Raw genomic sequence first — 24,935 nt, 5'->3', positions numbered from 1 at the left:
GCTGGTCCTTGAGCACCAGTAGCACCTTGAGCGCCAGCTGGTCCTTGAGCACCAGTAGCACCTTGAGCACCGGCTGGTCCTTGAATACCTTGAGGCCCTTGAGCACCAGTAGCACCTTGAGCACCCGCTGGTCCCTGAGCACCTTGAGGCCCTTGAGCACCAGTAGCACCTTGAGCACCAGCCGGACCTTGAGGTCCAGTAGCACCTTGAGCACCGGCTGGTCCTTGAGGTCCAGTAGCACCTTGAGGCCCGGTAGCACCAGTAGCACCTGTTGCTCCTCCTCCAAGGCAGCCTGATCCGTATTGAACTAAGATAGCTTGGATTTCTGAAATGAGTTTAACTAGTTTGTCGATCGTACAGCAATCTACTTTGAATAATTTAGCAATATACAATAAATAATTAAGCAGGCTTTGTAACTCAACATACAATGCTCCGCATGAAAAAGGTTTTGTCGTTAAAATAGTTAATAGATTAGCGATAATAGAATTTCCAATTTGTTTTTGTGCTGGAGATAAATCTAAGCAATTGAGGAATTTTTGTAGGTTATTTAGGGTAACAATCAAGTTATCGATATTATGTTGCGAAGGGTTTTGAAAGACAGCTTGAATAGCTTGGCCAAGAGCTTGAAGAAGTTTAACGAATTCTGTAAGTTCGGACTTAGAGATGTTAATATAACTACAAGCTCTGATTTCGCAACAATCATTACCATAAAATACTTTTCCTTTATTTTTATTGTTCATCTTTTCATTCCTTTCTTTCATAGAATCAATAGTCGTTACTATATATTAAAATGAAATTTAAACTAAATTCGTGATGGACAAACTACTATTTCTAAAAAAATAAGAAGTTTGCCTACTAAGCGAAAACAATTAAGTTATGGAGACAGATTTATAGAACTTAAAAAAGATTAGTTCAACATAAAAAAGCATGCCAATTGCTAGGAGTATATAACAATTGGCATGCTTTTTGTGGAGGGGTATCTCATTTGTATTCATTTAATCTTTCAAGAGTCGTTTTAGGTAAAATTGGAATTGAAATAGTGAAAGTTGTACCATCTTCATTACTGGTCATTTTTAATGTACCGTTATGATTTTGAATAATTTTCTTCGTTACTGACAAGCCCAGCCCTGTGCCCGAATCTTTTGTTGAGAAGAATGGATCAAAGATATATTCCTGAATGGCTGGTGAAATACCAATTCCATTATCAGTGAAAGTAATACGAACAAAATTATCTAGGCGATAACTAGTAATTTGGATAGAAAGTTTTTCTTCGCCTTGAGCATCGACAGCATTCTGAAATAGGTTTAAAAAAACTTGCACAAGTTCATGACGATCAATATTGACTAATACATCATCCAATTCGGTAGAAAAGTTATAATCAATTGAAATGTTATGTAAAAAGACTTCACTAGCTAGTAACTGTTGAATATATTCACGTAAAAATGTGTTAATAGGAAACGGTTCTCTTGTAAATTCGCGTGTTTTTGAAATAGCTAAAAATTTTGTAATAATACTATTTGCGCGGTCTAATTCAGGAATGAGTAAGTTTTCAAATAATTCTTTATTAGATGGAGAAACACTTTCTTGTAAAAATTGTAAGTAACCCCGTACGGTTGTAAGAGGATTACGTACTTCATGTGCAATTCCAGCTGCAATTCGCCCTGCTAACGAAAATTTCTCTGCATCACGTTCTGTGTTTAAATAATGAAAGACACTAATAACTCTAAATATCTCTCCGTTATAATCACGAATAATTCGGTTATTTAATATGCCATAGTTTTTGTCTAAAACTTCTTCATTATATAATTCTGTTCCCGTTCTTAATGTTTCAAGAGCTTTAATTTTTTCTTCTGGCAATTTTAATAATTGTTGAATTGGTTTTCCGATTATATCATTTCGTACTACACCAAAATCATCTGCTGCAGCTTGATTACATAAAGTTATATTTCCTTTACTATCAACAAAGGTGACATGATGTGAAAAAGCATCGAAAATATGAACAAAGTATGTTTCAAGTTGCTCAAATAAAAAGAATGAATCGCAGGTAAGCTGAAACTCAGCTTCTTTATTCTCTTTTTGTATGTTTTGTATAGAATGAGTCGTTCTCGTTTTCTTTATTTGTAAACCAATATGTGGATTTTTGTATGTGAAATGATGTGGTAATTGATTCACAAGTTCTTCATAAAAACGTACTTTATTTTCTAATTCTTCTATTCGTTTTTCATGAGATACAATATCATCGTTTGGAAGCATAAATAAATAACCCCTCAATTTAAAAATTCTTCCATCTAGTATATCATATTTTTATACGGATACTCTTAAAGAAAGAGCTACTTAATGAAATTGATTAGTCGAGGTGTTCGGGAATTGAGTAAAATGGATAGAAGGTGAAGTTAAAAAGGGAGGGATATATTTGCTTTTCATTGGAGTGACAGGATGGGGAGATCATGATTCTTTATATATAGATCCCTATGAAAATAGAAATAAATTACGAACATATAGTGAGCATTTTCCTATTGTGGAAGTGGATAGTTCATTTTATGCGATGCAACCTGCGCGAAACTATACAAAATGGGCAACGGAGACACCGAAAGATTTTTCTTTTGTCGTAAAAGCATATCAAGGGATGACGGGACATATGAAAGGTGAAATTCCGTTTTCTACGTTCGACGAGATGTTTGATGTGTATAAACAATCTATTCTTCCTTTAATAGAAGCTAATAAATTAAAAACGATTTTATTTCAATATCCACCATGGTTTGATTGTAAAAAGAAAAATGTAGATTTTCTTCGATATACGAAAGAGAAAATGGAAGGTTTGCCGTGTGCCATAGAATTTCGAAATCAAACATGGTTTTATCCAGAAATGAAAGATAAGACTCTACGGTTTTTGGAACAGGAGAAATGGATTCATACAATTTGTGACGAGCCACAGGCGGGGATAGGTTCGGTACCGCTCGTTTTAGAAGTAACGAATGCAGAGATGGTGTTAATACGTTTTCATGGTCGAAATGTTCATGGCTGGCTGGATAAAGGGGAAAATTGGAGAGCGGTTCGTTGCTTATATCGCTACAACAATAAAGAATTAGAAGAATGGGTAGAAAGACTAGAGCAATTGAAAAAGAAGGCAAAGGGCATATATGTACTATTTAACAATAATTCGGGCGGAGATGCAGCGGATAATGCGAAACAGCTTATGAAAATGATGAACATTACATATGGTGAGCCGAAGCCCGAGCAATTAAATTTGTTTGAATGATAATAAACAAGAAAGGCACTGTACAAACAGGGGGAATGTACAGTGCCTTTCTATATGAAAAAGAGGGGTAACAATGTTACTGAGCGTTTGGTTGATTCATCAATTGTTGGCTTCGTAATAAATGATAATGGTTATCATTATCATTGTCAATAGTTTTCCGAAAAATAAATAAAAAACTTTTATGAGACAGTAACGGGTAGGAAGATTCCTGATAAAAAGTTAGGCTGAGGCAAAGAAGTTTTTGGGGGTAGAATGCTAGTAAACTCCTGATAAAGTATCAAAAAAAGAACAGCAATTAATGCTGTTCTTTTCCAGTAACGAATTGTTGTAAATCAAAAGGAGTTATCGCTTGGATAAACTCTTTTGAGATAAGTGTTTGAACAAGGGTACTCTCAGAAATGGAAGCACCTGTTTTCTTTTCATAAGCTTGTTTTAATAAATCAAGTTTTTCAGCCGTTTCTTTCGGTAATTCAATTGTTAATGTGTTCATAATTTCTCCCCCTTATTATTAGAGTACCACTACAATATAGGAGAGACAAGAAAAGAGAGTGTGAAACATAAAAAAGGTTACCATTTATAAAATGGTAACCTTTTTTATGTATAAGCGTTATTAAGCAATACCGATATACTTTAAAGTTTTTGATGGAGTACTATGATCAAAGAAGTGTTGTAAAAATGCGATATCAACACCTGATTTGTATGCACAATATCCCCAAGTTTTTCGAAGTGTATGTGAGCTAATCCCTTCTAATCCAACTTCTTTTGCAGCTTTGTTTAAAATGTACCATGCATGTTGTCTCGTAATAGATTTTGTTCCTTTTTGAGACTTTAATAATGGTTCATTACGTTTCCAAGTTTTACGTTCTTTCATGTAGTCTTCGATCGCGTGCTGTAAGTCTTCATTTACAGCAAACCATTTATGTTTCTTTACCTTTTCATTGTAAAATAAAATGGAATGGCGAACATTTTCATTTTCATCGATTACATCACTAACTTTTAATTGTAAGATTTCACTTACTTTTAAGCCAGAATTTACAGCTAATACGAATAATAAGCCATCACGTTTCGAAGATTGTAAAAGTATATTTTTGATAGTTTCTAATTGTTTTTCATTTTGAATAGGTTGTCCTGCTTGTTTCATTTCACGCACTCTCCTCTTTTATGTGTGTAAAGGAAAGGATTAACTTGTTTCTTACTATAAAGGGAGAGTGTGAATTTCATGTGAACTCCTAGTGAAATTAAGACAAATTATTTGACTTCTTTTACTTTTTGTAAATTAAAGTAGAATACAACACTATTAGTCGTGTTATATACACCGTACTCGGCATGGTGGAGGTCTAAAATGTTTTTTACAATAGATAATCCGAGACCAGTACCACCAGTATGACGGCTACGAGATGCATCTAAACGGTAGAAACGATCCCAAATTTTTTCAAGACTGTCTTCTGGGATAGGGTTTCCTGTGTTTTCGATTTCGATTTTTACTGTATCTTCCATTTCTATAACAGAGACTTGTATTTTTTCTCCGTCTGGCGTATAGCGAATTGCATTGCTAAGTAAGTTCACAACCACTTGCTCAATACGACTACGATTCGCTTTCACCAATATAGAAGAATCTACATCTATGCTCACTTGTAAATGCTTTTCTTCCATGCTAAATAATAACTTTGTATAGACTTGTTGAATTAATTCACCGATTGAGAATGTCGTCATATCTAGTTTGTACGTACCTGATTCTAATTTTGCTAATTCTAACATTTCAACAATAAGTCTGTTCATGTTTTCTGTTTCTTCTAAAATAACATCTGTGTAATACGTCGTATCTTTACTAACGCCATCTTTAATTCCTTCCGCGAAACTTCTAATTACACTGAGTGGTGTTTTTAATTCGTGTGATACACCAGAAATGAATTCTTTTCGCGTTTTCTCTAATTGACGTTCCCGTTCAATATCTTGTTGTAATTTTGTATTGGCAACATTTAATCGATCGATTCGGTCTTTTAAGTTTACAGATAGCGTATTAATACTGCCGGAAAGCCCACCAATTTCATCGTCTGCTGTCACAGGTAATTTTTCGCTAAAATCAAAATTGGCCATTTTTTTTGTAACACGATTCATTTTAATTAATGGTTTCACAATGATTTTTGAGTAGTAGAAGGATAACAAAATAATTACGAGAAATACGATGATTAAGGCATAGACATAATAATCCTTTAAAACAAGCATTGCTTCATTAACAGGTTGCAAGGATGCTACCGCAAAAGCGTATTCTTTAATCTTTCCATCTTCCATAATAGGTTGTACAAAGATACTATTCTTTATATTTTCTCCGCTATCTAGTAGAAAATGGCTCAATTGCTGTGGGCTAGTAGTGCCATCTCTAATAATTTCTGCAAAATATTGAACGGCTTGTAATGTTTCAAGATCATTTGCAAGACGAACATCAGCTTTGGATGGAAGCTGTAACTTAGATACAATACCAGTAAACTCAATTTGAGTTACAGTTTTGGATCGACTTGTAAGTCTATTTTTAGCAGGGTTACCATTAATGGATTGAAAATCTGAGTTGATATATTCGTTTTGCCAGCGATTATAGTTTGTCGTCAATTCTATTGGTGTTATGGTGGAATCTTGTACAAAACCGACGACGTTTATCACCCCATCTTTTTTCAATCCTAAGTTTTCAAATTTATTATATTCTTCGGGCGTTAAAAGATTATTGAGTGGAATGGAATATGGTTTATTATTTTTAGGGTTAATTACATCGATGTAAAAATTATTGTCACTTTTAATAATACCGTTCGCATTTAAAAACTGCATTTCGGCATTTGTTTTATCATGAAATTCTTGTTTTAGTTTTCGAATTTCTTCATAAGTTTTACCACTTTTTTCGTAATTATCTACGAACTTCTCGAAAGAATTTTGAACGGTTTTTACCTTTTTATTAATATAAAATTTCTCTAAAAATAGAGATTGTCCTAGGAAAAAAAGGAGGAATATGATTGTAAATAATGTTGATGTTAATAAAAATAGTTTAAAGACGATACTTCTGTTTTTCACTGCGTCACCTCTTGTGAGAAATACTGTAAATGATTTCTTTATTATAACAAACGTTGCCAAAAAGTAGAGGGGAAAATCTGTCTCTTCCGAAAGTAGTTTTTTATAAAAAGTCACATAAAAAGAACTCGACAGACGTATGACGAGTTCTTTAATGTATTATTGTTGAATTGCTGCATCTAAAGCGATTTCAATCATTTCGTTAAATGTAGTTTGACGCTCTTCAGATGTTGTTTCTTCACCAGTGAAGATGTGGTCACTTACTGTTAATACAGATAACGCATTTACACCGTATTTCGCTGCTAATGTGTAAAGAGCAGTTGTTTCCATTTCTACTGCTAGTACACCGTAATCTCCAAGTTTTTTAACCATGTCCATGCTTTCGCGGTAAAATACATCTGCTGTTAAAACGTTACCAACACGAACGTGTAAGCCTTTTTCAGTTCCAGCATCGTAAGCTTTCTTTAAAAGGTCAAAGTTTGCAGCTGGTGCAAAATCAAAACCTGGGAATGTTAAACGGTTCATATTAGAATCTGTACAAGCTGTCATTGCAATAATAACGTCACGTACTTTTACGTCTTTTTGAATCGCACCGCAAGTTCCAACGCGAATTAAATTTTTAACTCCGTAGCTTTGGATTAATTCGTTTACATAAATAGAAATAGAAGGAACACCCATACCTGTACCTTGAACAGATACGCGTTTTCCTTTATAAGTTCCAGTGAAACCTAACATACCACGCACGTTATTATAGCAAGTAACGTCCTCTAGAAATGTTTCAGCGATATATTTTGCACGTAATGGATCACCAGGTAATAGAATAGATTCAGCAATTTCGCCTTGTTTTGCTTCAATATGTACACTCATGAAAAGTCCTCCTTATAATGTATTGATAGAAATCAATATCATTTGCATTATACACTATCAATCCTTTCAATTAAAATCTTTTAATTATTTGTAATATGTGTAAAGCAGGAGGATTTCATAAATCATAATCTAGAATATATATGTAAGAAGTTTTGTGTGAACAGAGACAATAAAAATGGTAGGTGATGTTTTGAAAAATCTTGTCATTGGACTTGTTGCTTTGCTTTTTATTGTAGTAGGAGGATTTTACATAAAGAAGTATCAGGAAACTACAGAGACTGTAGGTGATGTTCAGGAAGTAAAATGGGATGTGTCAAATGGAAATGAGAAAGTAGATATTTCGTTTCAATTACTAAATAATAAAAATAACGAAGTTCGTGGTGTGAATGATCAAATTCGGGCAGTTATTGTAGACGGACAATTAAAACATGTACAACAAATGAAACCTACATTTGCAGGGAATGGATCATATAAGGTTTCTTCCAAAATAGTGAAAGATGAAGGATATACAATATTTTTATATGAAGACAAAAATAAGTCTGTGAAATCATTTGCGAAGAAAGATTTTGGGAGAGAAATAGAGGAGAAAAATAAGAAAAAAGTAAAATTTCCAATCGATAGTGTGCTTACAAAAAAAATAGGGGAGTATGAAGTTTCTTTATTATTTGGTGCCTTGCATCCGAATGAACCAGCGACGTTAACATTTCAATTCCAAGCGAAAAAGGGTGAGAAATTGAAATTACATTCCGAGAGAGGAGAAGTAGAGGCACTCTATATCGTGGACGAAACGAGAGAAAACTTTTTATATGCAATACCTGTTGATACAGATGAGCAATTACAATATCGTATTACATTTCCTGTAGAAGGAACGTATAAAATATGGGGAGATTTCTATATAAATGGTAAGAAATATGAAAAAGAATTTATTGTACAAGTTCAAAAACGAAAAAACAGCTAAATGTTTAGCTGTTTTTTCGTTTTCCTATTAATTTTGTTACAGAGAGCATTGTAATTGGTAAAGAATGATTCTTTCTAAATGCTAAATATTTACCGCTCCATGCTGGTTTATATTTTTCTTTAAAATGACGTAGTCCGCTGAAACTATACGTATAACGAACATTATTAAAGATGGCAGCAGCAACTCGTTCAGACCAGAAAGATTGTGTCGATAAACCTACATTTGAAAGTGGTGCCATACCAATATTAAAGGAATGGTATTCATTTTCTTTGGCCCACTGGAATAGGTGAATGAAAATTGCATCCATAATACCGCTAGGTGCATCTGGATAATAGCGCATTAAATCAACAGACAATGATCCGTCTTGATATACCGGCATAAAGGTTGTAAATGCGATGATTTTTCCATCCGCATCAGATAATGTAGCGATAGGTGCTCGACTAATATATTCACGATCAAAATATCCGAGTGAAAAGCCTTTCTCTTTTTTACCGCCGAGCCATGCCTCTGAAACTTTTTTTAACTCTTCATAAAGTTCATCTGAGAATGGTGGCTGGTGAATAGAGAATGTATAGCCTTCTCTTTCAAAACGGTTGAAAGTCGCGCGCATACCGGCGCGTTTTTTTCCTGTTATTGTAAATGTGTTCAAATCAACGACAGCTTCTTCACCAAGCTTAAAGAAGTTATAACCAAAATCATGATATAAACTCATCCATTTACTTTCGATTTGGTAGAATACACAAATGTATCCAAATCGATCAGCCTCAGCTAAAAACTCTTGTAACACAGTACGATAGGAGGAAGGATCCCCAATTGGATCACCTAGCACAACAAGACGTTTTCCCGTTATAGAGAAGAGAAGGAGCGCTTTCCCATCACTACTGAAGAAGAATTGTTTATCTCCTAAAAATCCTAAATGACTAAGTACATTTCCATTATGTTCATCTAAGAAGTTTTGCAATCTTTTATCATTCGCTGGTTGCCCGGGAAATTCACTTCGATAACGGTTGGCAATGAGTGAGCCAATCAGTAAAAAAGTAGGAACGAAAAAGGCAGCTGCTAATGCACTTCGTTTCACTTGTGTAATATTACGAACGACAAAATCAGGTTTAAAGGCTTCTTTTGCACCTGCAAATAAAATACCTAAGTTTTTATATAAATATAAAGTTATAAGTAGGAATATAAAAACTTTTACCATATCAGAAAGTGAGACTTCCATTTTCTCGCGTACAAATCTTTTACGAAGCATATATAATACAGCGAGTACGATTAATAAAATAAACGTTTCTTCAATATCAATTCCTTTTAGCGTATTAAAGATTGCTGCTCCGATTAACGAAATAATCGTCATATAGTAAGAACGTTTTGTTCCATAATATATGCCTCGTGAAAGGATTAGCAGGAGAATACCAAATGTTAGTGATAAGCTAAAAGAAAATTGAATAAGAGGTTTTGGAGCTAAAATATGTAAGGCGTGTGCTCTATTTATACTTGTTGGTAGAATGGTCGATAAAATAACCATTAGTCCAGCAAATACTGTTAAGGCAGCAGATGCCCATGAACCTAATTTTCCTAGAAAATCACGCTGTAAAGTCCATATAACACCAGTTGTTTCTAATGCAGGCGCAATAAAAGGTTTATCTTCAAACTTTTTAATGGCCACGCCTGTCATTTCAAAAGCTGCAAAAATAAGACCAAGGCAGAAAGGTAAAATGTAATAGACGAGGCGATACAATAACATAGCAGGTAGTAATACCCCTGTATCAATGCCATACTGTCCGAGTCCAGTTAAAAAGACAAGATCAAATGAACCGAGGCCACCAGGCACAAGACTCACAACGCCAGCTAAAGCAGCAATTACATACACACCTAAGAACTTTTGAAATTCGATATCGATGCCAAATAATATTAATATGACGTACATAACAATACCCGCAGATACCCACTCGACTAATGAAACTAATGAGTATAAAACAGTTGGGTTTTTCTCTTCTGCTTCTTCTTGTCCTTCGGTTTGGTTTGTTTTTCTATTTTTAAGTTTAGAAAAGCCGATATATATAGGGACGAAAAGAGCGAAAAAGATAAGAACAGGCCATAGCCACGGTTTTTCATGCAAAATAAAACTTGTGTCTAATATTCCAATAAGACCGAGGAATGAAAGAATGGCTAATCCGTTAATAAAAGCAGTTGTCATCCAGGCGATACTTTTAATAAGTTTGCCATTTTCTTTTATGTATGGACGATAAAGCATTGTGCGTACACCAGCCCCAACGAGACCGCCAAATCCAATAAATCCATTTAAAGTATTAGCAATCCATGAGATACGGAAAATCTTTTGGACTGGTATATCAGCTTTTAAATAACGAAGCATAACATAGTCATAAAAGAACATTGTTGATACGGCAAATGCACCAAGTGTAATTGCTAAAAAGACTCCGCCGGTTGGAATGTTTTTAATTGAATTGATTGCTTCTAAAAAAGAAATGCCTGCTAATTCTTTTTTTGCTTGAAAGAATACAATTGTTAATACAACAAATGGGAAGATAAATTTCCCGATTTGTAAGAAACGTTTCCATGAAAACGACATAAATACAACTCTCCTTGTATAAGAAAACTGAGACAATAATATTATTATGACAAACTTCAAGAAAAATAAAAAGGTAAATTCCTGTATAAGGAAGCTATTTTTTGTAAGGGTTATATTTAAAAGAGTATTTCGTTTGTCAGAAAATTAAGTTAAAATAAATTGAAAGAAGGAAGAGAGGGGAAGTAGATGATTATAATAGGTTATGCGGGATATGAGTTAGAGAAAGCAAAACCAAATACATCAGAAGATTTCTTTAATAGATCTGAAGTGACATATATATTAAATAATAAAGAGAGAACTTTTTCCGTTTTATACGTTCGATATTTTGAAGAAGTTTTACAAGAAATTACTCCTTTTGAAGGAAATCCAGTATGTAAAGTAGAAGAACAAGACATATATTTACGGGATATTGTAGCGATATGTTGTTTACTGAAAGAGAATGAGCTTCGAATGCAAAAACGTTTATATTTAAATAATATAGAAGAATTCCAACAATATTTTGATGAGGGAACAGTGGTGAAAGTACAAGAAATATTAGCTGAATTACATAAAAATAAAAGAGTAGAAATAGCGTGAAATGGCAAAGGAGAGGGAAAAATGTCTAATCTGATGGTTGAAAATCAAACAGAACAAGTTTCTATGTTTTTAGAAGATGTTATTACATTGATAACCAATTATGTAAATTATCATACGTTACCTTCTTTATTAGAAGAAACACCAGCAGGGAACGAGCAATATTATAAAGGGTTATTAGCATCAATGAGACGTCTTCTCGTTTTTTGCGAAGAAGGACATGATGCATGTTTTGTTTTGTTAAATAGCCAGCCATTTCGAAAAACAGCAGCTGAAAAAATTTTATATAAAATTTATCATCAAGTAATTGCAGAGTTTTTCTCACCGAAGAGTGATCATTGGTATGAAAATAGTCGGTCTGCCTATACAGGGAAAAACTCCATCGTTTTTCAACAAACGCCACCAGCGTCTGTAGAGCAAGTGATGAAGAGTTTAGAAGGTAAATTTCAATTGATGCGTGAAGAACTAGAATATTATGAGACGGATTATCAAACAAAGATGTTACACAAATATTAATTGCGAAAAAGAAGCTAAGGGGACTTAGCTTCTTTTCCTTTTGTAAAGTTATATAAGGGATTTCCTTTGAATATATTTATGGGGATAGCATTAAGGAGGTGTAACATGAGTCAGCAAGGTGTATTTACAGATTACTTTCATGAAGTAGAAAGCTGGTGTGAAAGTGTTCTTCACGTATTAGATAGCCGTGCAATGGAAGTGTATGATGTCCATATGCTTGCTTATAAAATTCAAACGTTATTAGATCGTATGAAAGAGCATGAGTATGATACAGATGCAGAGTTTATGTATGAGATAAGTGATGATGTAGAACATATTCAGCATCATTTGCAGGAAGTATTCGTGCAAGGAGAAGAGGAATATGAACTATATGAAAGAGGGGATAGTGAACGAGCTGTTCCAATTGGAGGGCATACACTTCCACCATTACCTTATCCGTATAATGCGTTAGAACCTTATATTTCTAGAGAAATTATGATGTTACACCATGATAAACATCATCGCAGTTACGTGGAAGGATTAAATAAGGCAGAGAAGATGATGGAAGAAGCGAGAAAAACGAATCAATTTGATTTAATTAAGCATTGGGAAAGAGAAGCGGCTTTTCATGGATCAGGTCATTACTTACACACGATATTTTGGAATAACATGAAAAAAGATGGTGGCGGAAGTCCAAGAGGGGCTCTTTCACAACAGATTGAGCAAGATTTTGGAAGTTTTTTACGTTTTCAAAAACATTTCACAGAAGCAGCTTCTAAAGTGGAAGGATCAGGATGGGCGATTCTCGTCTGGGTGCCACGATCTGGAAGATTAGAAATTTTGCAGAGTACACTTCATCAATTATTTACACAATGGGATACGATACCGCTCCTCGTACTAGACGTGTGGGAACATGCGTATTATTTACAATACCAAAATCGAAAAGATGAATATATTAAAAACTGGTGGAATGTTGTAAATTGGCCTGATGTCGAAAAAAGATTTGAAAGTGCGAAACAAATTGAATGGACACCGTATTAGACGCAGATTTTCTGCGTCTTTTTTATTGGAGGGGGCAAGAGATTTCGTTCATATTTTAAAAGGCCAAGCATACACTTGTACAAAAAGTGCCAAAAGGACGTGGGGGGAAATATGAGACGAATTTGTGTAATAATCACGCTTTTTATTATGTACGCAAGCGTTGTGCCAATTCCTACATATGCAAAGATGAACAGTAATGTCAGTGCTCGAAATGCTGTATTAATGGAACAACAGTCAGGTCGTGTATTATACGGGAAAGCAGAGCATGAGTCACAAAAAATTGCTAGTATAACAAAAATTATGACAGCGTTGTTAGCTGCTGAATCAGGAAAAATGAAAGAAATGGTACCAGTTAGTAATGAAGCGGTGAGAGTAGAAGGCTCAGCAATTTATTTAAAACCTGGACAGAAAGTGAAGTTAGAGGATTTAGTATACGGACTCATGCTTAGATCTGGTAATGATGCAGCACAAGTAATTGCTGAAAATGTAGGAGGGAGTATAGAAGGGTTCGTATATTTAATGAATGAAAAGGCGAAACAAATTGGAATGAAAGATACTCACTTTTCAAACCCACATGGTTTGGATGGAGATGGATCCCATTATTCGTCGGCCTATGATATGGCACTTTTAACGAAGTATGCAATGGGGAATGAAACCTTTAAGAAGATTTTTGGGACAAAAACGTATAAATCAGATTCGTGGGATTATCCGTGGAAAAACAAACATAAACTCGTGACGTCTTATTATGAATTTGCGACAGGAGGAAAAACCGGTTTTACGAAGAAAGCAGGACGGACACTTGTTACAACAGCATCAAAAGATGGACTAGATCTAATTGTCGTAACTTTGAGCGCTTCTAGCGATTGGGATGATCATATGAATTTATTTGATAAAGGTTTTGAACGTTTCAAGCAAACGAACGTTGTAGGACAAGGAGCTCTTGCTGAAATAACTGAAAAGAAATATGCCAATCATGTTTATACGAAAAATAGTTTTGCGGTGCCATTAACTGAGCAAGAAAGAAAGAATGTCGTATTAAAAGTTGAACTCGATAAAAGTGCAAAACTTAAGGATGGCGTAAAGGTTGGGAAGACAGAAATTTATGTTGGCAATGAGAAAGTTGGAGAACGGAATTTATTTTATAGTAAACGAAAGTTAGTAGCTACAACGGGAATGTACTGGAATAATGTGAAAGAAATTTTTTCTCATATGATAGGTGTTGGGAGCGATGGTTAATCTCGTATGGGTAGCGATGGCAGTCATAGGGATTGTATATGCCATGATAAATGGAACGATGGAAGCAATAAATAAAGCTGTATTTGACGGAGCAAAAGACGCAGTAACAATTTGTATAGGACTCATTAGTGTTTTAGTATTTTGGCTTGGTTTAATGAAAATTGCAGAGGAAGCAGGGTTGTTAAAAAAGTTAGTGTCACTTTTTATGCCGATCGTAAAAAGATTATTTCCAGAAATACCGAAAGATCATCCGTCAATGGGATTTATTTTATCGAATATGATGGCAAACTTTTTTGGATTAGGGAATGCAGCGACCCCTCTTGGTATTAAAGCAATGGAACAATTGAAAGAATTAAATGGAGGGAAGGATTCGGCGAGCCGTTCTATGGTAACGTTTCTCGCGTTAAATACATCAGCGATTACTTTAATTCCTACTACTGTCATTTCGATTCGAATGACGTATGAATCAGCGAATCCTACTGAAATTGTAGGGGTAACATTCATTGCACAAGTACTCTCTATGATCGGAGCGATTTGGATTGACCGCTATTTTTACCGAAGAAGGAGTAGGAAGGGGCGGAAGAAATGAGTATTGTCAATACGATATCATTATGGGTAATCCCTTGTGTAATTGGTTTTATCCTTTTATATGGCACGATAAAGAAAGTGCCAACCTATGAATCATTCGTTGAGGGAGGAAAAGAAGGAATTCAAATTGCAATCTCCATTTTACCATTTATGGTTGGGATGCTTGTATCTATTTCAATATTTCGAGCTTCAGGTGCATTAGATGCAATGATATCAGTAATGAAGCCGATGTTAGATTTAATTCATGTCCCAGCAGAAATTGTTCCACTAGCACTTATACGCCCTATTTCAGGCTCTGCTGGTTTAAGTATTACGACCGATTTAATTGCCACTTATGGGCCAGACTCGTTTATTGGAAGATTGGCTTCTACGATGCAAGGAAGTACAGATACGACTTTTTATATTTTAACAGTATACTTCGGAGCTGTTGGAATTAGAAAAATGGGAGATGCATTGAAAGTAGGACTTTTTGCCGATTTAATCGGAATTATATGTTCAATTGTGTTTGTTTCTTTAATGTTTAAGTAAGGCTATTCATTTTTTATGCTATTTCGCTTATAATACGTATACGACCACTATTAAGGTGTTGCTTAATAGTGGTTTTTTTATGCTGTATTTTTGACAAAATGATGAACTTTTATTGTGAGCAATATGAAGAATATGGACAATAATAAAAGGTAAAAACATGATTTGCCCTTTATATGTTTATTATCATCGCTATGTTGTTTAAGTAAGATGAAGCGAAAAGCCGTCAAGTGTATGCGGTTGCCAAGTCTTTCTAATGTAAGGTAAGATAAATTCGAGGTGAAAAAAAGAAATGGAACGATTACAAAAAGTGATTGCGCAAGCAGGTATTGCATCGAGAAGAAAGGCTGAGGAATTAATTCAGCAAGGAAAAGTGAAAGTAAATGGAAAAATAGTGAAGGAGTTAGGAACGAAAGTCACTCCTCAAGATAAAGTAGAAGTAAATAACATTCCTCTTGAAAAAGAAGAACCTGTTTATTTTTTACTATATAAACCAACTGGCGTAATTTCAAGTGTATCAGATGATAAAGGAAGAAGTGTTGTAACAGACTTTTTCCCTGAAATTAGACAACGTTTATTCCCAATCGGCCGCTTAGATTATGATACGTCTGGCGTATTATTAATGACAAATGATGGGGAATTTGCAAATGTATTAATGCATCCGAGATATAAAGTTGAAAAAACGTATGTTGCAAAAATTAAAGGGCCATTAACAGGTGAGAAAATTCGCATGTTAGAACGAGGTGTTGCATTAGAAGATGGGAAAACAGCACCAGCACAAGTGAAAATTATTTCTTGGGACAAGCGTAAAGAGACTGCGATTGTACAATTAACGATTCATGAAGGACGTAATCGTCAAGTACGCCGCATGTTTGAAGCGCTAGATTGTAAAGTAGTGAAACTAAAGCGTGAACGCTACGCCTTTTTAGAAGTGGGTAGCTTGCGCCCTGGTGATGCGAGAGAATTGTCACCACATGAGGTGAAACAATTACGTGCATTGGCTTCTACAAAGCCGCGCTAATCGATAGTGTGAAACTTTCACCAGTGGAATGTTCCGCTGGTGATTTATTAAAACATACATATATTCATCACTCGTCGAAGAGAGGGGAGACAATATGAAGAAAAATCGCTTATTATTTCGTGTTATTATTCTACTCATTTTATGCGGTGCTGTAGGATTTACACTTTATCAAGGGTATTTCACTAAAGAAGAGAAAATGCAAATCGGAAAAGAAGCACCTAATTTTGTTGTGACAGATTTAGAAGGAAAAAAAATTGAACTAAAAGATTTAAAGGGAAAAGGTGTATTTTTAAACTTTTGGGGCACTTGGTGTAAACCGTGTGAGAAAGAAATGCCTTATATGAACGAATTATATCCAAAGTATAAAGAAAAAGGCGTTGAAATTATTGCGTTAGATGCAGATGAAACGGATATTGCTGTTAAGAATTTTGTGAAACAATACGATCTTAAGTTCCCAGTCGCAATTGATAAAGGTGGAGAAATTATAAAAACGTATGGAGTAATACCGTTACCAACAAGCTTCTTGATTGATAAGGATGGTAAGGTGATTCAAGAGATTAAAGGTGAACAAACGATAGAACAATTGGAAGAGTATTTAAAGAAAATTACTCCGTAATAAAGAAAGCCTTTACATACGAGGCGCTTACCTATAGCGCCTTCGGTTTAAAAATTCTGAGTATTGCGGTAACTCGAGGTTAGAATATACAATAGTACATATAGATACAGGGGCGGTGAGAGTGTTGAAAGAAATTAAGTGTGAATGTGGACATGTTAATCCAATAGGAACTGTTTTTTGTGAGGCTTGTGGGAAACCATTTGAAAGCAATGAAAATATAAAACTATTGGATATGCGCTATGAGGGGAGTGCTCGGAGATCTCTCACGCAAACAAAAACGATAGTCGATAAAATTTGGAGCTTTTTCTCTTCTGTAAAAGTGGGGGTATGGCTCATTGTAATCACTTTAGCTGCATCAGCGATAGGAACTATTTTTCCGCAAGAAATGTACATAACTCCAGGGATTGCACCAGCTGAATATTATAAGCAAGAATACGGATTTTTAGGGCAATTATACTATCAATTAGGATTTAATAATTTATACGGTTCATGGTGGTATATGATTTTAATTGCTTCAATTGGTATTTCACTTGTGATATGCAGTTTAGATCGTGTTATTCCGCTTTATAAAGCCTTAAAGAAGCAAGGGGTGAAAAGACACCCTAGCTTTTTAAAGAGACAAAGATTATACGGCACTGGTACACCGCAAGATGGTGATTTGGAAAAAATCCAAATGAATTTAAAGAAAACGAACTATAACGTGAAAGTGGAAGACGGTAACATTTTAGCTGAAAAAGGACGGTTTTCACGCTGGGGTCCATATGTGAATCATATCGGTCTCATTATATTTTTATTCGGTGCAATGCTCCGTTTTTTACCGAGTATGTACGTAGATGAAGCGCTTTGGTTACGTGATGGTGAAACGAAAGAAATACCTGGAACGGATGGGCAATACTACTTAAAAAACGAGAAGTTTATAAAGGAAGTTTATGATAAAAGTAAGGACAAGGAAGTTTTTGATGAAGCGATTGATCGTGTAGGCGATAAGATGATTGCAAAAAACTTCCAAACGAATGCTGTATTGTATAAAGTGGTCGGCGAAAATATAGCAGGACAAAAACCAAAATTAGAAAAAGTAAAAGAAGCGGAAATTCGAGTAAATGAGCCAATGAAATTTGATCAATTTGCTGTTTATCAAGTGGATTACAAAGAAAGTGAATTTAAAAGTATGTCCTTTAACTTGCAAAACAAAGAAAATAATCAAAAGTGGGGACCGATTAAAGTTGATTTAACGAATCCTACAGAAAAATATGATTTAGGAAACGGTTATTCTTTAGAACTATTAAGCTATTTCCCTGATTTTTATTTTGATGAGAGTGGAAGACCAAATACAAAAACGAAATTACCAAACAACCCTGCATTTGTGTTTAAAATGTTTACGCCTGAAACACCAGATGGTGAAGTGAGTTTTGTTGGTATTCAGCAAAATATAGAACCTGATGGAAATAATAAATATAAAATGTCGTTTGCAGGTGTGGAAATGCAAAATGCAACAGCACTTACTGTAAGGAAAGATTTAACGCTTTGGATTCTCGGTATTGGAGGATTTATATTTATGGTTGGTGTCATTCAAGGGATGTATTGGAATCATCGCCGTATTTGGATACAACGCGTTAATGATGAATGGTGGATTGCAGGACATACGAATAAAAATTGGTTCGGTTTAAAGAAAGATATTGAAAGAGTACTAGAAGGTACAACAATTCCGCAGCCAAGCGATAAAGTAGTGGATAAAAAAATTAGTTAAGGTGGGGAAACGATATGGTGCAAATAAGTAGTAACTTTCTCTTTACCGCATTTATTTTATATTTAATTGCAACTTTATTTTTCGGAGGAGCAATTAAAGAAAAAGGTCATAAATGGGCAAATATAGGAATAACGATTACAATCTTAGGGTTTATTGCACAAACAGTATATTTTGTTACGAGATGGATTGCATCAGGACATGCACCGGTTAGTAACTTTTTTGAATTCGGTACATTTTTCGGTATGATGCTTGTCGGAGCATTTATTGTCATGTATTTTATGTATCGCGTAAGCATAATCGGACTCTTTGCATTACCAGTTGCACTTTTATTAATTGCCTATGCAAGTATGTTTCCGAGGGAAATATCTCCGCTTATTCCTTCTTTAAAAAGTAATTGGTTACATATTCACGTAACGACTGCAGCAGCAGGACAAGCAATTTTAGCAATTAGTTTTATTACGGGCGTTATGTATTTATTGAAGAATGTAGATCAATCAACGAGAAGTAAACGAACATTTTGGTTAGAAGCGGTCGTGTTCACACTTGTTTGTACAGTTGGATTTATTGGAGTAACAACAGTATTTTCTAGTATGAAATATGAAGCGAAGTTTCAATGGGTTGATAAAAATGAACAACAAGTGGAAATGAAGTACAACCTTCCGGCTTTAGTGGGACCACACGAAGGAAAGTTATTGACAGAAAATAAATTCGAGCCGACAGTTGAAGTTCCAGCGATTGTAAATGCGAAAAAATTAAATACTGTAATTTGGTCTGTGTTAATAGGAACTTTACTTTATATCGTATTAAGACTTGTTTTACGGAAACGAGTATCAGCGGCGCTTCAGCCGTTAGTGAAAAATACGAATAGTGATTTGTTAGATGAAATTGGATATCGATCTATTGCAATTGGATTCCCAGTTTTCACATTAGGTGCATTAATTTTCGCCATGATTTGGGCTCAAATAGCGTGGACACGTTTTTGGGGCTGGGATCCAAAAGAAGTTTGGGCTCTTATTACTTGGCTCTTTTATGCGGCGGTATTACATTTACGTTTATCAAAAGGGTGGCATGGAGAGAAGTCAGCGTGGTTAGCGGTAATTGGTTTTGCAATCATTATGTTTAACTTTATTGTAGTAAACTTAATTATCGCGGGTTTACATTCATACGCATAGAGAAATAAAATAGGAGAGTGAATGTCACTTTCCTATTTTATTTTTGTCAACTTTTCTTCTTTTTTGAGAAAAACATGACAAAGTAGCGGTTGATTTTGTAAAATGATGTCGAGGACATTATATACTGTTCAAAAAAAATACATAGTTTTGGAAAAAAATTGAACAAACTTTATTATTCTTGTGAAGCATAATATGGAAAGTGAAACATTTAGAAGATTGCTTAAATAAACGAGAATAGCGCAACATACTAGTGTAGAAGGGTAGGTGTAAACCGTTGTAGTAAAAATACGCAACGGGTAGAAATGGAAAATGAATCAAGAATTTTAATCGTAGACGATGAGGATCGTATTCGTCGTTTGTTGAAAATGTATTTAGAAAGAGAACAATACACAATTGAAGAAGCAGACAATGGCGATACAGCTTTAGAAATGGCGTTACAAAATGATTACGATTTGATCCTATTAGATCTTATGATGCCTGGTAAAGATGGTATTGAAGTGTGTAAAGGGGTTCGTGAGAAGAAAGCGACGCCAATTATTATGCTGACAGCAAAGGGTGAAGAGGTAAATCGAGTACAAGGGTTTGAGGTAGGAACTGATGATTATATTGTGAAACCATTTAGCCCACGTGAAGTAGTGCTTCGTGTGAAAGCGGTCTTACGCCGTTCTGTACCAACAACATTCTTTACACAAGATACAACGACAAAAGATGTTACTGTGTTCCCTCATTTAACAATTGATAATGATGCACACCGTGTTACAGCAGATGGTAATGAAGTGAACTTAACACCGAAAGAGTATGAATTACTATTATTCTTAGCGAAAGCGCCTGATAAAGTATTTGATCGTGAGCAATTGCTAAAAGAAGTATGGCAATATGAATTCTTCGGAGATTTACGTACAGTTGATACGCATGTAAAGCGTTTACGTGAGAAGTTAAGCAAAAAATCACCAGATGCTGCGAAGATGATTGTTACCGTTTGGGGCGTAGGTTACAAGTTTGAGGTTGTGAACGACTGATGCTTTGGAGAAGTGTAGTAGGGAAGTTATGGATGACCATATTACTTCTCGTTTCGTTTGTGCTTGGATTTGTTGCGATTTTACTTTCACAGTTTTTTAGAACATATTATGTTGATATGAGTGAAGCTAGGCTTCAAAAGGTTGCAACAAGTGTTTCAGAGTTAATTGAAGAAGGCGCCGATGTAAAAACGATTGAGAATATCGCGTACAAATTCTCTGATCCTCTTTCAAGGATTATTATTGTAGAAGATGGTAAAGAAATCTCTTCTTCGCCGAAACAAGAAGGGTTAGTTACTCTTACAATGGATGATTTGAAAGAAGATAAAGAATTAGCGGCTGTTTTTACAGACAAAAAAGAAATTAAGAATAACATTAGAAAAGCCTCTAATAGTAGAAAGAATAAAAACACTGAAAATGATATTATGATTGTCGGAAAACCAGTGCAGTCGAAAAATCAAAGTGCAGTGTTCGTATACGAATCTTTAAAAGTTCCGATACAAGGTATGGAGAGAACGACTGATTTTATATTCTTATCAGCAGGGATTGCGATTATATTAACAACTTTCTTTGCATTCTTCTTATCTACTCGAATTACAGCACCACTCCGAAAAATGCGTGAGGTTGCTTTTGAGGTGGCGCGTGGGAAGTTTGATGCGAAAGCTCCTATGGTATCCCAGGACGAGATTGGTGAGCTTGCAACAGCCTTAAATCAAATGGGAAAACAGTTGAAGTTTAATATGAATGCTCTGCAGCAAGAAAAAGAACAGTTAGCTAGTATTTTAAGTAGTATGGCAGATGGGGTTATTACGTTAAATCAAGAAGGTGAAGTCGTTGTAATCAATCCACCGGCTGAACATTTCTTACAAGTTTGGCAAGAAGAAAAAGAAATAGAGCTAAGTAAAAAGCTACCTTCTGAACTTGTTGAACTATTCCATCTCGTTGTAGAAAGTGAACAACAACAAGTAGTTGAAATTAACTTACAAAAAGGGAACTATGTAGTTCTTATGACGCCGCTTTACAACCAAACGAAAATTCGCGGGGCGGTAGCTGTATTGCGTGATATGACGGAAGAACGTCGTCTTGAGAAAATGCGTCAAGACTTTATTGCGAACGTATCACATGAACTCCGTACACCGATGGTAATGCTTCAAGGATATAGTGAAGCGATTTTAGATGATATTGTGCAAACGAAAGAAGAAATTAATGAGTTTGTTCAAATCATTTATGATGAATCCGTTCGTTTAGGTAAACTTGTAAATGAATTATTAGATTTAGCGCGTATGGAAAGTGGTAATGTAGAGTTACATATAGGTGAAGTTGATATTCATCCTTTCGTTGAAAAAATAGGCCGTAAATTCCAAGGAATTGCAAAGGATAAAGAAGTCGCATTAACGGTTGATTTCCAAAATCCAATTGAGCAATACCCGTTTGATGCAGATCGTATGGAACAAGTATTGACGAATTTAATTGATAACGCAATTCGTCATACGAATGCAGGTGGACATGTAACGCTTGTAATTGATATGAAAAATAATGGTCTTATTTTTGAAGTACAAGATTCGGGTGCTGGCATTCCAGAAGAAGATATTCCATTTTTATTCGATCGTTTCTACAAAGCTGATAAAGCAAGAACACGTGGGAAAAAAGTTGGAACCGGACTCGGGCTTGCGATTGCAAAAAATATTGTACAAGGCCATGATGGCAAAATTGCTGTTTCAAGTGTTGTTGGAGAGGGAACTACATTCTCTGTATATTTACCCAATCGTATAATTTAGATATACGTTTTAAAAGTTGATAATGAATAAAGTTCTACTGTTTTTTATTTTTTTGTAAAATCAATTAAATAAATAATAGTAGAACTTTTTTTCTATCTTAGTCGAATGAAGAATAATAAGAGGGGTGTCGTGAAGCGATGAAATTATACACGAAAACAGGAGATAAAGGGACAACAAGTGTAATAGGCGGCAGAGTGGATAAAGATAATATCAGAGTTGAAGCATATGGCACGATAGATGAGGCGAATTCTCATATTGGATATGCAATGACGAAGCTACAAGGCGGGTCTTTCGGAGAAATTTACAATGAACTTGAAAATATTCAACATGAACTATTTGATTGTGGGGGAGATTTGGCGGTAGTAGAGAGGAAAATTCCTTATAAAGTAACGATTGAAATGGTCGAAAGCTTAGAAAGAAGGATTGATTCGTATATAGAAGAAGCCCCGCCGTTAGAGCGCTTTATTTTACCAGGTGGAAGCGAAGCGGCAGCTGCTATTCATATGGCACGTACAGTTGTAAGGCGAGCAGAACGCTGTATAGTATCCTTGCAAAAAGAAGGGGAAATAAATGAAGTTGTTCTAAAGTATGTAAATAGATTATCTGATTATTTGTTTGCGGTAGCTAGAATAGTAAACGCTCGATTACAAGTAAAAGATGTGGAGTATAATCGCAGTGCAATCGTTTTTCGTGATAAAAAAGAGAAGGAAGTGGAGTGATTCACTTTCTTTTTTTGTATACTTTTTTCTGTAATATACCAAAATAGAGAAGGTATGGTGTTAATTAGAAAACGGAGGATGTATATGAAAGTGTTAAAATGTGGTGTCATGTTATTGATAGTACTGTTTTTATCTCAATTACATGTGTACGCAGAGGGAAATCAATGGACATGGCCTGTTGAAGGGCAGATAAGTGATTATTTTGGGACAAGGCACGGAAAACACTACGGTATAGATATAGCGGCACCGATTGGCGCGCCTGTGGCAGCTATTCAAGATGGTAAGGTAACAAAGTCTTATTATTCAAGTAGTTATGGAAACGTTGTATTTATTAAACATGGAGAATATGAGGCCGTGTATGCACATTTAAATAAGAGATATGTAGTTCAAGGGGATTATATATCAAAAGGAGAAATAATTGGAGAAGTAGGAAATACAGGAGAATCGAGAGGTGCACACTTACATTTAGAAGTTCATCAAGGGAGATGGACGATGGCGAAAAAGAATGCGATGAATCCATTGCTTGTTTTACATGAACAGAGAAATGAAGTCGTTTCCTCATCCTTATATGTCGTCCAAAAAGGGGACACTTTAGTTAGTATTGCACGGAAATTTAGTATGTCAGTTAAGGAAGTTAAAGAAAAAAATGGACTGCAGCAAGATCGGATTTATCCAAATCAACAATTATACGTAAAGTAAAGAAGAGCTAGTTTAACTAGCTCTTCTTTTACCAAAAAATAAAGACACATATAAATCCAGAAATAGCTAAGTAGCTATATAAGTAAAATACTTTTGTTCTTGTTTTTTCGTTTGTCCGAAACAGTACAATTGTTGGTTCAATTAAACCGATTGTCAAACAAAGTAGACCAAGAAGCATACAACCGATTGAAATGGAGTACAGGGCAATTTGTGGTGCTTGAAATGGAATCATCCATTTTAATAAAAATGCAATAAGTGCAGTGTAGCAAATGCTGCCGATGTATTTATTCAACGGTGCATTAGAACGGAACCCTGGAAGTTTTTTTAAGAAAGAGCGGGAAACAACTTCAGTTTGTAAAGATGTATGCTCTTCAATTATTTTTTGAGCTTCTTTTCCTTTTTGGAAAAGGGATAATATCCAGTTTCGCTCCCCTTGAAAAATAAATTGTGAAGTTGTCAAGTAGTGATCAATCTTCACTTTATTCCAACTCTTCCACGGATGACGCTCACACAATTTTAATTTACTCTCTGTTTTTTTATCATACTGATAAATACTGATGCCATCTTCATCGAAAGCAGCATAGTATGTCTCGCTTGAGAATGTGCCTAAATCAATTGGACAGTGGAAAAGTAATTCTTTTTTTAAGTAAAAGTATTCTTTTCTTAAGTTTTTTTTCATTGCTTCTCGAATAGAGTGTCTCTTTTCTTTCTTCATGACATTTCCTCCATAATCCAGAAAATGTTCTTATCTTAACAATTCAACATCTTATCACTTTTAACTATATATGACTAGTGGATTCATAGGAGAAATGCCTAATACTAAAAAATATGGGGTGTATTGTAAAGTATAGTGATTGGTTTCGATTATATAAAATCAATAACTTATTTTTAATAAGTTACACTTTTTTTGTTCACAACACGATCATGTTGTTGTATAATGAAGTGGAAAATAGAATATCGGTCTATCTTCGGGGCAGGGTG

24 protein-coding genes are annotated in these 24,935 nt (G+C 35.0%); 16 read left to right on the top strand and 8 right to left on the bottom strand.

Annotated features, from left to right (window positions below):
- Positions 1-761 (bottom strand): collagen-like repeat preface domain-containing protein (locus BAQ44_RS13865; RefSeq protein WP_131801858.1); only part of this gene is annotated, 761 nt, incomplete at its 3' end.
- 220 nt (positions 762-981) lie between these two features.
- Positions 982-2,253, bottom strand: a complete 1,272-nt coding sequence (locus BAQ44_RS13860; protein ID WP_071722015.1) for an ATP-binding protein — start codon at positions 2,251-2,253, stop codon at positions 982-984.
- Positions 2,254-2,413: 160 nt separating this feature from the next.
- Between BAQ44_RS13860 and BAQ44_RS13855 the strand changes: the two genes are divergently transcribed.
- Positions 2,414-3,259: a DUF72 domain-containing protein gene (locus BAQ44_RS13855; protein WP_071722012.1), complete on the top strand. Its 846-nt coding sequence runs from the start codon at positions 2,414-2,416 to the stop codon at positions 3,257-3,259.
- 295 nt (positions 3,260-3,554) lie between these two features.
- On the opposite strand, the gene BAQ44_RS13850 is transcribed toward BAQ44_RS13855, so the two are convergent.
- From BAQ44_RS13850 to deoD, 4 genes are all read right to left on the bottom strand, one after another.
- Positions 3,555-3,749, bottom strand: coding sequence for a DUF3924 domain-containing protein (locus BAQ44_RS13850; protein WP_001094861.1), 195 nt, complete (start codon positions 3,747-3,749; stop codon positions 3,555-3,557).
- A gap of 120 nt (positions 3,750-3,869) precedes the next feature.
- Positions 3,870-4,400 carry a tyrosine-type recombinase/integrase gene (locus tag BAQ44_RS13845; RefSeq protein WP_000806236.1) on the bottom strand — a complete coding sequence of 177 codons (531 nt, stop codon included), beginning with the start codon at positions 4,398-4,400 and terminating at the stop codon, positions 3,870-3,872.
- A gap of 107 nt (positions 4,401-4,507) precedes the next feature.
- Positions 4,508-6,319 (bottom strand): sensor histidine kinase, encoded by a 1,812-nt coding sequence (locus BAQ44_RS13840; RefSeq protein ID WP_071722010.1) that lies wholly within the window; start codon positions 6,317-6,319, stop codon positions 4,508-4,510.
- 156 nt (positions 6,320-6,475) lie between these two features.
- Positions 6,476-7,183: a purine-nucleoside phosphorylase gene (gene deoD, locus BAQ44_RS13835; RefSeq protein ID WP_000110707.1), complete on the bottom strand. Its 708-nt coding sequence runs from the start codon at positions 7,181-7,183 to the stop codon at positions 6,476-6,478.
- A gap of 175 nt (positions 7,184-7,358) precedes the next feature.
- On the opposite strand from deoD, the gene BAQ44_RS13830 reads away from it, so the two are divergent.
- Positions 7,359-8,141: a DUF8832 domain-containing protein gene (locus tag BAQ44_RS13830; RefSeq protein WP_071722008.1), complete on the top strand. Its 783-nt coding sequence runs from the start codon at positions 7,359-7,361 to the stop codon at positions 8,139-8,141.
- A gap of 4 nt (positions 8,142-8,145) precedes the next feature.
- Here the strand turns inward: BAQ44_RS13830 and mprF are convergent, their stop codons facing one another.
- Complete coding sequence (mprF, locus tag BAQ44_RS13825; RefSeq protein ID WP_071722006.1) at positions 8,146-10,728, bottom strand: bifunctional lysylphosphatidylglycerol flippase/synthetase MprF; 2,583 nt, start codon at positions 10,726-10,728, stop codon at positions 8,146-8,148.
- A gap of 186 nt (positions 10,729-10,914) precedes the next feature.
- On the opposite strand from mprF, the gene BAQ44_RS13820 reads away from it, so the two are divergent.
- The 14 genes from BAQ44_RS13820 (at position 10,915) to BAQ44_RS13755 (ending at position 23,954) form a co-directional block, all read left to right on the top strand.
- A complete protein-coding gene (locus tag BAQ44_RS13820; RefSeq protein ID WP_061677829.1) occupies positions 10,915-11,304 on the top strand; it encodes a hypothetical protein in 390 nt (129 codons plus the stop codon).
- 21 nt (positions 11,305-11,325) lie between these two features.
- Positions 11,326-11,817 carry a YpuI family protein gene (locus BAQ44_RS13815; protein ID WP_063261774.1) on the top strand — a complete coding sequence of 164 codons (492 nt, stop codon included), beginning with the start codon at positions 11,326-11,328 and terminating at the stop codon, positions 11,815-11,817.
- A 105-nt stretch (positions 11,818-11,922) separates the two neighbouring features.
- Positions 11,923-12,837, top strand: coding sequence for a superoxide dismutase (locus BAQ44_RS13810; protein WP_000082672.1), 915 nt, complete (start codon positions 11,923-11,925; stop codon positions 12,835-12,837).
- Positions 12,838-12,948: 111 nt separating this feature from the next.
- Positions 12,949-14,073, top strand: a complete 1,125-nt coding sequence (dacB, locus tag BAQ44_RS13805; protein ID WP_071722003.1) for a D-alanyl-D-alanine carboxypeptidase DacB — start codon at positions 12,949-12,951, stop codon at positions 14,071-14,073.
- Complete coding sequence (gene spmA / locus BAQ44_RS13800; protein ID WP_000247806.1) at positions 14,066-14,662, top strand: spore maturation protein SpmA; 597 nt, start codon at positions 14,066-14,068, stop codon at positions 14,660-14,662. The genes dacB and spmA overlap by 8 nt, the downstream gene beginning before the upstream one ends.
- A complete protein-coding gene (gene spmB, locus BAQ44_RS13795; protein ID WP_000029511.1) occupies positions 14,659-15,189 on the top strand; it encodes a spore maturation protein SpmB in 531 nt (176 codons plus the stop codon). Before spmA ends, spmB begins: the two co-directional genes overlap by 4 nt.
- A gap of 289 nt (positions 15,190-15,478) precedes the next feature.
- Complete coding sequence (gene rluB / locus BAQ44_RS13790) at positions 15,479-16,207, top strand: 23S rRNA pseudouridine(2605) synthase RluB (protein ID WP_000440552.1); 729 nt, start codon at positions 15,479-15,481, stop codon at positions 16,205-16,207.
- 94 nt (positions 16,208-16,301) lie between these two features.
- Complete coding sequence (resA, locus tag BAQ44_RS13785; RefSeq protein ID WP_000742201.1) at positions 16,302-16,823, top strand: thiol-disulfide oxidoreductase ResA; 522 nt, start codon at positions 16,302-16,304, stop codon at positions 16,821-16,823.
- 121 nt (positions 16,824-16,944) lie between these two features.
- Positions 16,945-18,570, top strand: a complete 1,626-nt coding sequence (gene resB, locus BAQ44_RS13780) for a cytochrome c biogenesis protein ResB (RefSeq protein WP_061677826.1) — start codon at positions 16,945-16,947, stop codon at positions 18,568-18,570.
- Positions 18,571-18,584: 14 nt separating this feature from the next.
- On the top strand, positions 18,585-19,742 hold the full coding sequence (gene resC, locus BAQ44_RS13775) for a cytochrome c biogenesis protein ResC (RefSeq protein WP_061677825.1): 1,158 nt from the start codon (positions 18,585-18,587) through the stop codon (positions 19,740-19,742).
- Between the two features lie 302 nt (positions 19,743-20,044).
- Complete coding sequence (gene resD / locus BAQ44_RS13770; protein ID WP_000426862.1) at positions 20,045-20,761, top strand: DNA-binding response regulator ResD; 717 nt, start codon at positions 20,045-20,047, stop codon at positions 20,759-20,761.
- Positions 20,761-22,536 (top strand): sensor histidine kinase ResE, encoded by a 1,776-nt coding sequence (gene resE, locus BAQ44_RS13765; protein WP_080467683.1) that lies wholly within the window; start codon positions 20,761-20,763, stop codon positions 22,534-22,536. Before resD ends, resE begins: the two co-directional genes overlap by 1 nt.
- A 137-nt stretch (positions 22,537-22,673) precedes the next feature.
- Complete coding sequence (locus BAQ44_RS13760) at positions 22,674-23,255, top strand: cob(I)yrinic acid a,c-diamide adenosyltransferase (RefSeq protein ID WP_063261771.1); 582 nt, start codon at positions 22,674-22,676, stop codon at positions 23,253-23,255.
- Positions 23,256-23,339: 84 nt separating this feature from the next.
- Positions 23,340-23,954 (top strand): peptidoglycan DD-metalloendopeptidase family protein, encoded by a 615-nt coding sequence (locus BAQ44_RS13755; RefSeq protein WP_063261770.1) that lies wholly within the window; start codon positions 23,340-23,342, stop codon positions 23,952-23,954.
- A 28-nt stretch (positions 23,955-23,982) separates the two neighbouring features.
- On the opposite strand, the gene BAQ44_RS13750 is transcribed toward BAQ44_RS13755, so the two are convergent.
- Complete coding sequence (locus BAQ44_RS13750; protein ID WP_061677822.1) at positions 23,983-24,669, bottom strand: hypothetical protein; 687 nt, start codon at positions 24,667-24,669, stop codon at positions 23,983-23,985.
- Positions 24,670-24,935: the final 266 nt, after the last annotated feature.

The organism is Bacillus mobilis (assembly GCF_001884045.1).
Lineage (GTDB): Bacteria > Bacillota > Bacilli > Bacillales > Bacillaceae_G > Bacillus_A > Bacillus_A mobilis.
This window is presented reverse-complemented; position numbering and strand designations above follow the sequence as displayed.

Coding starts and splice junctions, on each gene's coding strand:
- BAQ44_RS13850 (WP_001094861.1), bottom strand. CDS start 3,749: ATGAACACATTAACAATTGAATTACCGAAAGAAACGGCTGAAAAACTT.
- BAQ44_RS13750 (WP_061677822.1), bottom strand. CDS start 24,669: ATGAAGAAAGAAAAGAGACACTCTATTCGAGAAGCAATGAAAAAAAAC.
- resD (WP_000426862.1), top strand. CDS start 20,045: ATGGAAAATGAATCAAGAATTTTAATCGTAGACGATGAGGATCGTATT.
- BAQ44_RS13830 (WP_071722008.1), top strand. CDS start 7,359: ATGGTAGGTGATGTTTTGAAAAATCTTGTCATTGGACTTGTTGCTTTG.
- resA (WP_000742201.1), top strand. CDS start 16,302: ATGAAGAAAAATCGCTTATTATTTCGTGTTATTATTCTACTCATTTTA.
- BAQ44_RS13820 (WP_061677829.1), top strand. CDS start 10,915: ATGATTATAATAGGTTATGCGGGATATGAGTTAGAGAAAGCAAAACCA.
- spmB (WP_000029511.1), top strand. CDS start 14,659: ATGAGTATTGTCAATACGATATCATTATGGGTAATCCCTTGTGTAATT.
- resC (WP_061677825.1), top strand. CDS start 18,585: ATGGTGCAAATAAGTAGTAACTTTCTCTTTACCGCATTTATTTTATAT.
- BAQ44_RS13815 (WP_063261774.1), top strand. CDS start 11,326: ATGTCTAATCTGATGGTTGAAAATCAAACAGAACAAGTTTCTATGTTT.
- rluB (WP_000440552.1), top strand. CDS start 15,479: ATGGAACGATTACAAAAAGTGATTGCGCAAGCAGGTATTGCATCGAGA.
- BAQ44_RS13760 (WP_063261771.1), top strand. CDS start 22,674: ATGAAATTATACACGAAAACAGGAGATAAAGGGACAACAAGTGTAATA.
- BAQ44_RS13755 (WP_063261770.1), top strand. CDS start 23,340: ATGAAAGTGTTAAAATGTGGTGTCATGTTATTGATAGTACTGTTTTTA.
- spmA (WP_000247806.1), top strand. CDS start 14,066: ATGGTTAATCTCGTATGGGTAGCGATGGCAGTCATAGGGATTGTATAT.
- mprF (WP_071722006.1), bottom strand. CDS start 10,728: ATGTCGTTTTCATGGAAACGTTTCTTACAAATCGGGAAATTTATCTTC.
- dacB (WP_071722003.1), top strand. CDS start 12,949: ATGAGACGAATTTGTGTAATAATCACGCTTTTTATTATGTACGCAAGC.
- deoD (WP_000110707.1), bottom strand. CDS start 7,183: ATGAGTGTACATATTGAAGCAAAACAAGGCGAAATTGCTGAATCTATT.
- BAQ44_RS13810 (WP_000082672.1), top strand. CDS start 11,923: ATGAGTCAGCAAGGTGTATTTACAGATTACTTTCATGAAGTAGAAAGC.
- resE (WP_080467683.1), top strand. CDS start 20,761: ATGCTTTGGAGAAGTGTAGTAGGGAAGTTATGGATGACCATATTACTT.
- BAQ44_RS13845 (WP_000806236.1), bottom strand. CDS start 4,400: ATGAAACAAGCAGGACAACCTATTCAAAATGAAAAACAATTAGAAACT.
- BAQ44_RS13860 (WP_071722015.1), bottom strand. CDS start 2,253: ATGCTTCCAAACGATGATATTGTATCTCATGAAAAACGAATAGAAGAA.